14 protein-coding genes are annotated in these 13623 nt (G+C 44.3%); 5 read left to right on the top strand and 9 right to left on the bottom strand.

Features of this window, described 5'->3' with window-relative positions; all coding sequences use genetic code 11:
- Window positions 1-2: 2 nt before the first annotated feature.
- Together nhaC and KHQ79_RS15175 are read right to left on the bottom strand one after the other, a co-directional pair.
- Window positions 3-1364, bottom strand: coding sequence for a Na+/H+ antiporter NhaC (gene nhaC, locus KHQ79_RS15180; protein WP_060398272.1), 1362 nt, complete (start codon window positions 1362-1364; stop codon window positions 3-5).
- A 123-nt stretch (window positions 1365-1487) separates the two neighbouring features.
- Window positions 1488-1988: a universal stress protein gene (locus tag KHQ79_RS15175; protein WP_003239531.1), complete on the bottom strand. Its 501-nt coding sequence runs from the start codon at window positions 1986-1988 to the stop codon at window positions 1488-1490.
- 163 nt (window positions 1989-2151) lie between these two features.
- Between KHQ79_RS15175 and KHQ79_RS15170 the strand changes: the two genes are divergently transcribed.
- The 3 genes from KHQ79_RS15170 (at window position 2152) to bmrD (ending at window position 6208) form a co-directional block, all read left to right on the top strand.
- Window positions 2152-2313 carry a hypothetical protein gene (locus KHQ79_RS15170; RefSeq protein WP_225515975.1) on the top strand — a complete coding sequence of 54 codons (162 nt, stop codon included), beginning with the start codon at window positions 2152-2154 and terminating at the stop codon, window positions 2311-2313.
- A 119-nt stretch (window positions 2314-2432) separates the two neighbouring features.
- A complete protein-coding gene (gene bmrC / locus KHQ79_RS15165) occupies window positions 2433-4190 on the top strand; it encodes a multidrug ABC transporter ATP-binding protein BmrC (RefSeq protein ID WP_225515876.1) in 1758 nt (585 codons plus the stop codon).
- Window positions 4187-6208, top strand: coding sequence for a multidrug resistance ABC transporter ATP-binding protein/permease BmrD (bmrD, locus tag KHQ79_RS15160; RefSeq protein WP_225515874.1), 2022 nt, complete (start codon window positions 4187-4189; stop codon window positions 6206-6208). Before bmrC ends, bmrD begins: the two co-directional genes overlap by 4 nt.
- Before the next feature lie 46 nt (window positions 6209-6254).
- On the opposite strand, the gene KHQ79_RS15155 is transcribed toward bmrD, so the two are convergent.
- From KHQ79_RS15155 to spaC, 6 genes are all read right to left on the bottom strand, one after another.
- Window positions 6255-6875, bottom strand: a complete 621-nt coding sequence (locus KHQ79_RS15155) for an NAD(P)-dependent oxidoreductase (protein WP_003239526.1) — start codon at window positions 6873-6875, stop codon at window positions 6255-6257.
- A 37-nt stretch (window positions 6876-6912) separates the two neighbouring features.
- Window positions 6913-7038: a hypothetical protein gene (locus tag KHQ79_RS15150; RefSeq protein WP_080010758.1), complete on the bottom strand. Its 126-nt coding sequence runs from the start codon at window positions 7036-7038 to the stop codon at window positions 6913-6915.
- 104 nt (window positions 7039-7142) lie between these two features.
- Window positions 7143-7346: a beta type acid-soluble spore protein SspB gene (gene sspB / locus KHQ79_RS15145; protein ID WP_003233287.1), complete on the bottom strand. Its 204-nt coding sequence runs from the start codon at window positions 7344-7346 to the stop codon at window positions 7143-7145.
- A 210-nt stretch (window positions 7347-7556) separates the two neighbouring features.
- A complete protein-coding gene (locus KHQ79_RS15140; RefSeq protein ID WP_080010759.1) occupies window positions 7557-7775 on the bottom strand; it encodes a YheE family protein in 219 nt (72 codons plus the stop codon).
- Window positions 7776-7926: 151 nt separating this feature from the next.
- Window positions 7927-9288: a spore coat associated protein YheD gene (yheD, locus tag KHQ79_RS15135; protein WP_225515872.1), complete on the bottom strand. Its 1362-nt coding sequence runs from the start codon at window positions 9286-9288 to the stop codon at window positions 7927-7929.
- Window positions 9278-10369, bottom strand: a complete 1092-nt coding sequence (gene spaC / locus KHQ79_RS15130) for a spore coat associated protein SpaC (protein WP_225515870.1) — start codon at window positions 10367-10369, stop codon at window positions 9278-9280. Before spaC ends, yheD begins: the two co-directional genes overlap by 11 nt.
- 267 nt (window positions 10370-10636) lie before the next feature.
- Between spaC and KHQ79_RS15125 the strand changes: the two genes are divergently transcribed.
- Together KHQ79_RS15125 and KHQ79_RS15120 are read left to right on the top strand one after the other, a co-directional pair.
- Window positions 10637-11770 carry a DUF445 domain-containing protein gene (locus KHQ79_RS15125; protein WP_084991735.1) on the top strand — a complete coding sequence of 378 codons (1134 nt, stop codon included), beginning with the start codon at window positions 10637-10639 and terminating at the stop codon, window positions 11768-11770.
- A gap of 92 nt (window positions 11771-11862) precedes the next feature.
- Window positions 11863-12216: a YlbF/YmcA family competence regulator gene (locus tag KHQ79_RS15120; protein WP_003239521.1), complete on the top strand. Its 354-nt coding sequence runs from the start codon at window positions 11863-11865 to the stop codon at window positions 12214-12216.
- A gap of 43 nt (window positions 12217-12259) precedes the next feature.
- Here the strand turns inward: KHQ79_RS15120 and KHQ79_RS15115 are convergent, their stop codons facing one another.
- The gene (locus KHQ79_RS15115; RefSeq protein ID WP_225515868.1) at window positions 12260-13333 is read right to left on the bottom strand and encodes a DNA alkylation repair protein; all 1074 of its coding nucleotides are present in this window, start codon (window positions 13331-13333) and stop codon (window positions 12260-12262) included.
- Window positions 13334-13623 lie beyond the last annotated feature (290 nt).

Genomic DNA, 13623 nt, shown 5'->3' with positions numbered 1-13623 from the left:
TTTTATTTTTTAACAAATCCAATCAAAATGGAGATCATCGGTGATATATAGAGGAAGAACGTAAACGGGATATAGTCTATGACGGGAACACCAAGCGCGCTCGCCATAAAAGCGCCGCTGACGCCCCAAGGGATCAACGGGTTAATCAATGTCCCGCCGTCCTCCAATGATCTTGTCAGAAATTTTCGCTGGATGTTTTGTTTGTCATATAAGGATTTAAATGATTGTCCCGGTATTAATATTGATAAATACTGTTCGCCGGTTGCAAGATTGACGCCGATGCTTGAGCCGACGGTCGCCGCAACAAGACGGCCTTTTGAGCGGATGCCTTTCATGACGCCTTCCAAAAGTGCAGAAATCAATCCGATTTTCTCCATTAATCCGCCCAGTGCAAAAGCAATCATAATGAGAGAGACAGAGCCCATCATGGATTGCAGTCCGCCTCTGTTGATAATTTTTGCGGCCGCTTCATTGTCAGTTTGGAACGTCGTGCCATTTTGCAAAGCTGTCATAAACGCCTGCAAGCTGCTGTCAGGTACAAAAATAGCAGTCAAAATTCCCGAGGAAATAATTCCGATAGTCAGAACGGGAATTACAGATACACGCTTAATCGCCAGCAAAACGACTAAGAGCGGGGAAAGAAGAGCCCACGGTGTCACGTTTGCGGCATCCTTTATTCCGGTGATGACATGTTGGATATCATCGGTTGAAGCAGCATCCGCTGATACAGATAAACCGAGAAAGTAAAACAAAACGATGGTGATAAGCAAAGCCGGAATGGTAGTGCCCATCATATGGCGAATATGTTCAAAGATCGGTATTTCGCCTATGCCGGCGGCGAAATTGGTTGTGTCCGACATCGGAGACATTTTATCACCAAAACAAGCACCGCAAATGACTGCGCCTGCTGTCCATTCAAGGGGAACGCCGGCCGCACTCGCCACGCCGATCAGCGCTACCCCAATCGTGCTCACAGTTGTCAGGCTTGAGCCGACAAGTGTGCTGATGATCATGCATGAAAACAAAGCTGTCAAAAGAAGGTGGCTTGGTTCAATAAAGGACAGGGCATAAACTGTCACGGACGGTATGGCGCCGCTGTACATCCAAGCGCCGATTAAGATGCCGATCAGCGCCAGAACGATAATTGGCTGTACGCCGTTTTTGATTCCCTCTACAATCCCTTTTTCTAGGGTCTTCCAAGAAAAACCGAACCATAAACCAGCTGCTGAAAGCATGACAACACATAGAAACAGCGGGATATGCGGTTCTGTATGAAGAAAGAATAAGCAAGAAATAATGATGCCTAACATGAATATAAATAAACCGACGGCTAACGGAAACGTCAGCTTTTTTTGAGAATCCAAAATAACACCCCATATATCTTTAATGCTTTTGTGCTTTTGGGCACGAAAGCATTATAACAGAAAAAAACGAAAATCTATGTTTTTTCACAATTATGAATATAAAAAAGCGAGCACAGGGCGTGCTCACTTCACGATTAAAACGGGTATATCAGATTTCGCTGAAAGCTTTTCACTTACACTTCCGAATATTAGCTTTTTCAGCCTGTTTTGGTCTCTGCTTCCGGTTACGATCATATCGGCAGAAATGCGGTTTGCATGTTCGATAATCGATTCAGCCGGATCACCTTCTAATATATCGATATCTCCATTTGCCTGCTGGTCATTCAGCATCATTCTGGCTTCGGCGATGACTTCTTCCGTACGGTCTTCATAGATCATTGGCTCAGGTGGTGCAACATCTGATATCAGCGGATCAGGAACACTTGTCATGCCTCCGCCAATATAGCTTGCCCCTGCTGCGGGCCTCGGCGGGTCGATGATGGTTTGATTGTCTTTCATATCATGTGAATGGGCGACGGTAATGGCGGCATTTACGGTTTTAGCAAGATCGATGGCTGTCTGAAGCGCTTTCTTACTATTTTCACTTCCGTCAAACGCGACAATGATACGGTCAGCATGAAACATCATTCTCACCCTTTCAAAAAACGTCTTACAACACAATACCCGGATTTGAGTACAATTAACCTTTTCCTATTCAAGTCATGATTGACAAAAAAAGGTTTTGTTTATATGATGAAAAAAGATGAAATCAGAATGGAAGGAGGGTTTGCTATGCCAAGGAATTTGCGTGTTTATCAAACAGTTTCATATTGGCGCGGCAAACTCTATGTTCTGTTTAATTGAACGTTTTTTTTGGTCGAGCCGCGCGCTGAAAAGCGCTGTGCATATCATATCGGTTAAAAAAGGCATGGAGCTGACGCTTCATGCCTTTTTTATATACAAAATCTAAGGAAAGACAGGTGTATGGGATGTGAAGACAAATACAAAGGCGAGGGCAGCTCATGTCAAACTGAACGAAAAAAGCTGCAAGGAAAAAATAGAAGGCGGCTGATGAGGAGATGGGAATCGATGTTTTCAGTATTGAAAAAGCTTGGCTGGTTTTTTAAAGCTTACTGGCTGCGCTATACGATTGCGATTGTGCTTTTATTAGGAGTCAATGTAATTGAAATGTTTCCGCCTAAGCTCTTGGGGAACGCCATAGATGATATGAAATCGGGGGCGTTTACTACGGAAGGGCTGCTGTTTTATATCGGTATCTTTTTTGTGCTGACGGCGGCCGTGTATATCATGTCTTATTTTTGGATGCATCAGCTGTTTGGCGGAGCGAATGTGATGGAGAAAACTCTTCGTACGAAGCTGATGGGACATCTGCTGGCCATGTCACCGCCGTTTTATGAAAAAAACCGTACAGGCGATTTAATGGCACGGGGGACGAATGATCTTCAGGCCGTCAGTTTAACGACGGGGTTTGGCATATTGACGTTAGTCGACTCTACGATGTTTATGATGACGATCTTTTTGACGATGGGTTTACTGATTAGCTGGAAGCTGACCTTTGCCGCCATTATCCCGCTTCCCGTCATGGCGATTGCAATCAGTCTATACGGAAGTAAAATTCACGAGCGGTTTACGGAGGCCCAAAATGCGTTCGGGGCGCTGAATGACAGGGTGCTTGAATCTGTTTCAGGCGTGCGGGTGGTTCGCGCGTATGTACAGGAAACAAACGATGTCCGCCGGTTTAATGAAATGACCGCCGATGTTTATCAGAAAAATATGAAAGTGGCTTTTATTGATTCGCTGTTTGAGCCGACGGTGAAGCTGCTTGTCGGCGCCAGCTATCTGATTGGGCTCGGCTACGGAGCGTTTCTAGTGTTCAGGAATGAGCTGACGCTTGGCGAGCTTGTTTCCTTTAATGTTTATCTCGGCATGATGATTTGGCCGATGTTTGCAATCGGTGAACTCATTAATGTGATGCAGCGAGGCAATGCGTCTTTAGACCGGGTAAATGAAACTCTATCTTATGAACCGGATGTGACAGAGCCAAAGCAGCCAGCTGAATTGAAAGAGCCTGGAAATATCGTTTTCAGCCATGTCAGCTTTACATATCCAAGCTCAACAAGCAGCAATATTCAAGATATTTCTTTTACAGTGCGAAAAGGGCAGACTGTCGGGATTGCCGGTAAAACCGGGAGCGGAAAAACGACGATTATTAAGCAGCTTTTGCGCCAGTACCCTGCCGGTGAAGGGAGCATCATATTCTCAGGCGTGCCGATTGAGCAGATCCCTCTTGACCGGCTCCGCGGGTGGATCGGATATGTGCCGCAGGATCATTTGCTGTTTTCACGGACGGTAAAAGAAAATATTTTATACGGAAAACAGGATGCAAGTGATGAAGAGGTTAAGCAAGCGATTGCCGAAGCACACTTTAAAAACGATTTACACATGCTTCCGTCCGGTCTGGAGACAATGGTCGGTGAAAAAGGCGTGGCGCTGTCCGGCGGGCAAAAGCAAAGAATTTCGATTGCGAGAGCACTTATGGCGAATCCGGAGATTTTGATTTTGGATGATTCGCTTTCTGCTGTAGATGCCAAAACAGAGGCGGCGATTATCAGCAATATCAGAGAAAACCGAAAAGGAAAAACGACATTTATTTTGACGCACCGTTTATCCGCGGTAGAGCATGCTGATCTGATCCTTGTGATGGACGGCGGCGTGATTTCTGAGAGAGGCACGCATCAGGAACTGCTGGCCAATAATGGGTGGTACCGGGAACAATATGAAAGACAGCAGCTGTTCACTGCGGAGGAGGGGGGAGCAGGGGCATGAAAACAGGGAAAACGTTATGGAGATATGCACTCCTTTATCGAAAATTGCTGATCACAGCCGTCCTATTGCTTGCGATCGCCGTCGGGGCAGAATTGACCGGGCCGTTTATCGGCAAAAAAATGATTGACGACCATATCCTTGGCATTGAGAAAACATGGTATGAAGCTGCAGAAAAAGATAAAAACGCCGTTCAGTTTCACGGCGTCTCTTATGTCAGAGAGGACCGTATGCAGGGACCTGTTTCTAAAGAAAAAGAAGCGCATATTTATCAAGTGGGAATGGCGTTTTATTTTGTTGATCAGGCGGTCAGTTTTGACGGAAACAGAACGGTTTCTGACGGAAAGCTGACGATCACAAACGGCGACGAGAGCCGGACATATGCTGCCGAAAAGCTGTCAAAGCAGGAACTTTTCCAGTTCTATCAACCAGAAATAAAGGGAATGGTGTTTCTGATCTGTCTGTATGGGGGCTTGCTTGTCTTTTCGGTATTCTTTCAATACGGTCAGCATTATTTGCTGCAGATGAGCGCCAACCGCATTATCCAAAAGATGAGGCAGGACGTGTTTTCGCACATACAAAAAATGCCGATTCGCTATTTTGACAACCTTCCGGCCGGCAAAGTGGTTGCACGGATTACCAATGATACGGAGGCCGTCAGGGATTTATATGTCACAGTGCTGTCAACATTTGTGACAAGCGGAATTTATATGCTCGGGATATTCACGGCTTTGTTTCTGCTGGATGTTAAGCTCGCGTTTGTGTGTCTGGCAATTGTGCCGATTATCTGGCTGTGGTCGGTCATATACCGAAAATACGCGTCTTATTACAATCAAAAAATCCGTTCGATCAACAGTGACATTAACGCAAAAATGAATGAGTCCATTCAAGGCATGACGATTATTCAGGCTTTCCGTCATCAAAAGGAAACGATGAGAGAATTTGAGGAATTAAATGAATCTCATTTTTACTTTCAAAACAGGATGCTGAATTTAAACTCCTTAATGTCCCATAACCTTGTCAATGTGATCCGGAACCTTGCGTTTGTCAGTCTGATCTGGCATTTTGGCGGTGCAAGCCTGAATGCGGCCGGGGTTGTTTCCATCGGTGTGCTGTACGCGTTTGTCGATTATTTAAACCGGTTATTTCAGCCGATTACAGGCATCGTCAATCAGTTTTCAAAGCTGGAGCTTGCACGGGTCTCCGCCGGCCGCGTTTTTGAACTGCTTGAAGAAAAGAATACGGAAGAAGCGGGTGAACCGGCGAAGGAGCGCGCGCTGGGGCGGGTTGAATTTCGTGATGTGTCATTTGCGTATCAAGAAGGTGAAGAGGTATTAAAGCATATTTCCTTTACCGCCCAAAAAGGCGAAACCGTAGCGCTCGTCGGCCATACCGGATCAGGAAAGAGCTCAATTTTGAATCTCCTGTTTCGTTTTTATGACGCACAAAAAGGGGATATTCTGATTGATGGGAGAAGCATTTACAACATGTCAAGACAGGAACTCAGATCCCATATGGGCATTGTGCTTCAGGACCCGTACTTATTTTCGGGCACAATCGGTTCTAACGTAAGTCTGGATGACGAGAGAATGACTGAAGAAAATATCAAAAAAGCATTGCGGCAAGTCGGAGCCGAGCCGCTTCTGGAAAAGCTTCCGAAAGGCATTAATGAACCTGTGATTGAAAAAGGGAGCACGCTGTCCTCTGGAGAGCGGCAGTTAATTTCTTTCGCAAGAGCTTTGGCGTTTGATCCCGCCATTTTGATTTTAGATGAAGCAACGGCACACATTGATACAGAGACAGAGGCCGTGATTCAGAAGGCGCTCGATGTCGTCAAACAAGGACGCACAACCTTCGTCATTGCCCACCGGCTTTCAACAATCAGAAACGCGGATCAGATTTTGGTCCTCGATAAAGGAGAAATAGTTGAGAGAGGGAACCATGAGGAATTGATGGAGGTCAAAGGCCAATATTATCAAATGTATGAGCTGCAAAAGGGTCAAAAGCATTCCATTGCATAACGCTCAAAAACCCAAAACAATCGTGTTTTGGGTTTTTTATATGTACTTAATAAGCCAGTCCGGCACGGTATCCGACATACTCTCCTGTAACGAGCTCACGATAGAGAAAATCAGCAGTATCACCGACCGTAATGCTTGAACCGCCCTCCGGCAAAACGTCACGCTCCGCACGATAAACGCCGGTGGCTGTTCCGTCCGGGAGGTAAGTGGGGCAGATGATGGTCCAGTCTAAAGATGATTCTTTTAGCATTTCGTATACTTTTGCATGCTCCTTGGCTGCGCGGGTCAGCTTTCGTTTTGATTCATTTGTTTCAAACCGGTATTTTCCCGGTTCATATCGGGAATCAAGAATGCCTGCAGTGCCGATTGTAATCAGCCTTTTGATATGCTGTTCCAGCATAATGTCGAGAATGTGTGTCAAAGCTGCTGACAGGGTATCATCACCATCTGTACCGAGACAGCTGATCACGATTTCAGCATCCTTCATAACTTTTTTCACATCTTCCCGGCAGCGTGCGTTCCCCATAACGATTCGGTCTTTTGGAAGGGGAAGCTCAGTAGGTTGAGATCTGACCAGAGCATAAATGTCAAATTGTTCATCTGCGGCAGCTTGTTTTAAAAAAGCTTGTCCGACGCGGCCACTGGCTCCAAATAAAGCGATTTTCATCAAAAAACCTCCTCGCCCTCATTATAAAAGGATGTTCTCAATTTGAACAGCGCGGGAAAGAATACCTGTACAAATAGACAGAACGATGGGAAACATATTCATGAATCATGGATATACTTACGAACTGAACCAGTTCCCAATTCACAACGGCGATGAATGACACCCTTATTCCCTCCCTTTTTTTCTAGGATATGTGGATCAGGAAAAAAGGGTGACAAATATAAAGAGAGCGCGGAAACCGCGCCCTCATAGCCATATATTGAGTTGTTATTGTACTCTGCCGCCCATTTGCTGCTGAGCGAAAGATACTAAACGTTTTGTGATTTCTCCTCCGACAGAACCGTTAGCGCGGGAAGTTGTATCCGCTCCAAGGTTAACGCCGAATTCAGAAGCGATTTCAAGTTTCATTTGATCGATAGCCTGAGCTGCGCCAGGAACTAGTAAGTCATTTGAAGAGTTTTGGTTAGCCATGTGTAAAATCTCCTTTTTGTTTAGTATGGTTGGGTTAACTGGAGTTGCACCAGTCTGTGGACCCGTCTCGGGTATCACTGCCGTCTCGGCGTAACCCAATGCTTGCCGGCTTGTTACTAGTATTATGTTAAAATGGCCGGAAACTCATGCGGAGAATTGAGTGGTAAATCTTGAGAAGACATAAAAAAAAGCTTAGCCGTTCAGGCTAAGCTAGTCATAAATATGAAAAAGCATCAGTTCATGTATCTCGTTTTTAAGAGCAGGCTCGTCAGCGCGGGCGGGAAACAAATTTCCCCATTCAATCTCACCGCTTTTATGATAGATGCCTTCATAATGGGTCCCTTTATAATAAAACGAAATTCTCCATCCGGGCAGCTTTTCTTTTTGGAACAAAGGTTTCCAGCTGAAATGAGAAATCATTACGGCCACGCTCCTTAAAATTGATGTCAATTGACCTGGATACGAACGAATTATGTTCATTGTATCACTGTTTCAGAACATCATTGAAGAGGTCTTTGGGATACAGTTTGTCCCAGCTCTAGATAAAGATAGGCCCGCTTTAATAAAAAAAGCGGACAGATTACGAAGGCCACAGCGCTTCATGGGAGGTGATCGCCTTCTCGGATAGATAGGAGGCGTATTCAAAGCTTCTTCGTTTTGTCAGAGAATCAACATGATACAAATTCGGATGAGAAAAAATACTGCGGCCCGGACGTGAATTCGCTTCAAACATCCATACTTTACCGTTCTGATCAATGCCAAAATCGAAGCCAATCTCCCCGATAAACCCCTCAATATGATCGTGAAGCACATGGCTTGCCGTCAGTGCCGCAGCAGAAAGCTTTTTAATGACCTTAATTCTTTCAGCAGGATCATCGTATACTTCTGCAAGTGTTTTTACAGTTCCGCCATTAGAAAGATGTGTTGTAATGCTGTTTTCTCCGGAAATTTTTACGGCTATTGCTGTCACAGTCCATTTCCCTTTTCTGTTTTTATTGGTATGGACACGAAAATCCGCTGGTTTGCCTTGAAATTTGATCAGATCGACACCTTGCTGAATGAGAAAGTCAGACGGATCGTGCTGTTTTTGAAATTCTGCCAGAAATGCGGCGGCATCGGAATAATCGATTGAAGAAAACGTTTTGGCGTCGTTTGTATGTTTCACTGTCAGGCCATCGTCTGTTTTTGTCAGCTGATATATCCCAGTGCCAAGTGCTCCGTTTGCCGGTTTGACATAAACTTTTTTGTATGCATCACAGAGTTCTGCAATTTTCTCCACAGATGGTGTCAGCTCGGATTTCGGCAAAAAAGGGGCGGTTCTCGGATCTTTTTCGAGCAATTGATGAACGCTCCATTTATTAAAAAATGTTTTATTAAACCATGGGATTTGATATTCATCAATCAGCCGTTTCTTTGTATGTTGCAAGAGAAGCGAATCTTCAATTTTTCTGTTTGGCAAACGGTCATAAACGACGTTCGGCAGCGGGACGATTTTTTTCTCCCAGCCGTTTTCTCTGTATAGGAGCCCTTCAATCGTACCCTCCTCCCAATTGATTTGGTGTGCGCCGAAAACGAAGCAGTAGCCTCCTGCTTGCTCGTGTAACGTAACAAGCTTAGAAAAAAAGAGGGAACGATCCTTAAAAGGGCGCTCAAGAGATACGGTAAAACCTGCCGTAAAGATGCCGATTAACGGCCCGATATGCACCGTATGATCATGAATCAGGATGTCAGCCCTGCTTCGGTGGGGAAGCAACAGCTCATGAAACAGATTTTCAGAGAGAAGCACGGTTTGTTCTAGATGCCGTCTGTAAGAAACGTGGCATCTGACAACCTTCGTCCCGAATGCGGCATGCAAAAGTCCGTCTCGCTTCATGGAAGAGGGGAGAAACAGGGTATTTTCACTGGTTTTGTCTATGCCGATCAAAAACCGTTTACGATTCACGCGGAAGAACTCCTTTCTGGCTTTGCTCAGAAAACAAATATTGGCAGCGCTTAAGGGGACAGGTATACAGTTGTTCTTTTTGCTCGGGAGAGACACGCAGGATTGATTTCCTGCCCGGTTTGGAATTGATATCTAGGATCCAAATTCTCCCGTCCTTCGCAAGGCATATATCGAGGCCGAGTTCAAACAGCGGCCCGTAGCGTTCGTCAAGGTAATACGGAACCGACTGAGTAATCGAGAACACGTCATCAAGTAAGACCACTTGCTGTTTTTTCGGTATATCTTCAAACCATGAATCGAATGTCAACGCATCAGATCCGCCTGACAAATTGGCCAAAAGCCCGTGTTTGTATCCGCGTCTCACTGCCTTTCCGACTGTATTCCATTCACCTGCTTCGTTTTTTTCCATGAAGAGGCGGATATCACACGGGTATTGCTCCTTATCTTGAATATTTAAATAAGGCTGAAGCAAATATTGATGCTGAAGCACTTTTTTGCACCATGTTTTGAAAGAAGTTTGGTTGGAAAAGGTTTTTGTCTGCTTATCCTTTCCGATGTGATAAGTAGCGGTTATGTTTTTCTTACCCAGCTCCAAAAGAATCACGCCTCTGCCTCCTGCGCCGAACGCCGGTTTTAAGATGCAGGCTTTTTCTTTGGTTAAGAAGGAGTGGATTTGTTCATAGCGGCTCACCTTCATCGTTTCCGGAATATAGGGGTTGATCACAGCGTGCTGCTGCAGATCATGAAGAACGGTCCACTTATCGGGAAGACCCAGCCCGATGAATTCCGTTTTCGGATATTTTTTGAGCCACTCAACGATCGGTTTTGCTTTTTGGGATTGTGAATCCTTGCCGTAAAAACAGCGGTCATAAATATAATCTGGAATCGCCATTTCAGTTTCGTTCCATGTGCTGCTGGCCGAATGATAGACCGATGCTTTGACACGCAAGGTGTCAGGTAAAATATCAAACGGTGTAAACCGGATGAAACGTATGCCAAATTCGGGTGCTCTTTTGGCCAACGCTGCGGAATAGTCCGCTTCATGCTGGCGGGATAAGGACATAAAACCAAGTGTTATCATGGTGAGACTCCCCCTTTTATTCAAAAGCTGCCGGCGGGTGTCAGCAGCTTTACGCTAAATACGTGTAAGACGAACGCAGCTGACGGTATTCTACTTTACAGAATACGATTCTCCACCTTGCCCTATTCCAAAAGAACAAGCTGATTTTCTGACAACAGGAATTTGTCTCCTCATTTGCTATGTGATTGCATCAGCATCTATAATACGAATAGGTACAACATCTATATGAAAAAAAGCTGAAGCACAGATGGAGGAAGATGAATAGGAATGGGTATTGCAGGAACCTTTATTTTTATGATCGTGATCGGCGCTGCCATTGGAGCGGTGACCAATCATTTAGCAATTCAAATGCTATTTAGGCCATATAAAGCGTACTATTTGTTTGGGAAACGAGTTCCTTTCACGCCCGGGCTGATTCCGAGAAGACGGGATGAACTTGCAAAACAAATGGGACTGATGGTAGTGAATCATCTCTTAACCCCTGAGGGCATTAAAAAGCGGCTCGTCTCTGATACAGCCAAAACGCAGGCTCTTCAAGTCGGGGAACAGCTGATTCAAAAGCTGTCACTTTCTGAAATGACAGTAAAAGAAGCACTTGAAAATGCCGGGGTAAAGCGTCCTGATGAAGCGGCAGACGCATGGATCAGCAACTGGACCGATGATAAGCTGAATGAGCTTTTCCGCCAATACGAGCACCAATCGTTAAAAGAGCTGGTGCCTTTGGAAGTGCAGGAAAAGCTTGAGGAAAAGATCCCGATGATTTCAGGATATATATTGTCACGAAGTGTCAGTTATTTTGAAAGTGATGAAGGGAAAATCCGTCTCGGCAATATGATTGATGACTTTTTAAAAGAGCGCGGCATGCTTGGAAGCATGGTGCAAATGTTTTTAGGCAATACAAGCCTCGCGGACCGCGTGCTGCCGGAGCTGCTGAAGTTTTTGCGGAATGAGGAAACAAATAAACTGCTTTCTGATCTCTTGCAAAATGAATGGGGCAAGCTGAGGGAGTACACGTTTTATGAGGCAGACGAAAAATGGAATGCCAAAGCGCTCATTTTCAGCCTGAAACGAAGAGTGCTGCAAACATTCTCGACTGCTCCTTTCTTTGACAATACGATTGGCACGCTTACCGTGCGCTATGAATCTGAGCTGACCCAGCAAATGCTGCCAGCACTGTTAGACAAATTGCTTGAAGGGATTTCGGCCAATCTTGAAAGTGTTTTAAAACGGATGCGCCTTGAGGAAATCGTCAAGGAGCAGGTGGATCAGTTCCCGGTGCAGCGTCTTGAAGAAATGGTGCTATCCATTTCAAAAAAAGAATTTAAAATGATTACCTATTTGGGAGGCCTTCTCGGCGGAATCATAGGTGCGATTCAAGCATTGTTTGTCATCCTTTTTTAAGAAGAAATGGTTCTTGATTAATGAAAGCAGCTCCATAGTCTGTTATAGTGGAGTGGTATGTCAAACGGCAATGATGAAAGGAGCTATTCACAATGGCTGTTAATTTTTATGATGTAGCGTATGATCTGGAAAAAGCATTACGCGGGAGCGAAGAGTTCACCCGTTTAAAAAACCTGTACGATGAAGTAAACGCAGATGAATCAGCGAAGCGCATGTTCGAAAACTTCCGTGATGTGCAGCTTAGACTCCAGCAAAAACAAATGGCAGGAGAAGAAATTACACAAGAAGAAGTGACGCAGGCTCAAAAAACAGTTGCGCTTGTACAGCAGCACGAAAAAATTTCTCAGCTGATGGAAGCGGAGCAGCGCATGAGCGTGCTGATCGGTGAATTGAACAAAATTATTATGAAGCCTTTAGAAGAGCTTTACGGCAGTGTCGAAGGCTAAACAGCAAAATCCCTTCTTGGAAAAGAAGGGATTTTTTATTCTTTCAGCAAACTTGGAAATCCAATGAATCTTTTACCTCTCCATTGATGATCACTGATAATGTATGAATTCCTTTGTAATGTTTTCTGGTAGTTAGATCCTTAAAGGATTGAATTCTTGTGTACGGCTTAGTTTCGTTTTTTCTAATATTTGTTTCTGTTATTTTAAATACTTTTTGATGACGCTGACCTCTTGCTTTTACAAAATCAATTGCGTACTCAATTCTTACTTTTTGATCCCTGTCTGAATGAATATAGAAAGAAAATTCAAGGCTTTCGCCAATGGCTATATGGCTTGATTGACATGTTAAATCATGTAATTGTATTGAATCAGCATTTTCATAACCAAAAAGCGATAAGGCCTGTTTATCACCCTTTTTTAATAAGGTCCGATAGGCGTGTTTGATGATCCAATCGGAATAGGGATGTGTTCCGTACCATTGATCTGCGACTTTTCTCAGCAAATGAGGATGCGTTTTTGATATATCATTAAGGTTGTTGGCCACGCTTTTCCTTACATACAAGGACTTGTCCTGCATCAGCTTCTCAAGGATCGGCAGAACGGGGGAAGGGTCTGATTTTAAAGCGGGTATCGATTTTCCCCATGGCAGGCGTGGCCTGCTTCCTTCGCTCGCAAGTCTTCTCACGTGTTCATTTTCATGCTCGGACCAATTAAGCAATTGTGCAATCATTTTTTCTTGATCTAAAAGCAAAAAAGGCCTCACAGCAAATTCTGAGGTTGAATATTGCGTAAAGTATTCCAATGCCTTTATTGATTCTTCCCAATGCGCTAACCCGTACTGTTCTACATAATCAGGGAATAGAATTCCGCTTAGTCCTTTAAAATGAGGGGCTGCATCCCGTAAAATTGTGAGCGCTTCATCGTAATGTTTTGGCAGTGTTTCGTATAAGGAAGCTATTATGCGGCGCATCCGCTCTTTTAAAGCGAGTTCAGGCCAGTCTTCCTGCAGCAATTGTTCCTCGAATCTGTCTTGGTTAAAATCAGGACAAGATGCCTTTATATGGTGTATCAATTGAGATATCAGTTTTTCATTGTATATTTCTTTTAAGTCAGCCACCTGATCACCGCTCTTTCATTTATTATTTATATTTTATGGGAATGTATGTTCTGAATCAAGCGATACATTCCAAAAATTAACAACCAATCCTACCTTAGTATACATCATTTGGATACTTTTTTTAGTTAAAAAAACCCTTGTCATCAGCAAGAAAAACTGAGATAATGGCATTGAAAGCGCCTACACTTACCTGATTTCAATTGGATACGGTCGCATATCATGCCGTTATATAGAGGGGATAAGCAACAGAGAGTAAGTGTTCGGAGCGCATCATTGGTCAAACAAGGGGT

Source organism: Bacillus sp. TSO22, from assembly GCF_020223595.1.
GTDB classification, from domain to species: Bacteria; Bacillota; Bacilli; order Bacillales; family Bacillaceae; genus Bacillus; species Bacillus inaquosorum.
Note: the sequence above shows the minus strand (reverse complement) of the source record. Positions and strands in the feature narration are given on the sequence as shown.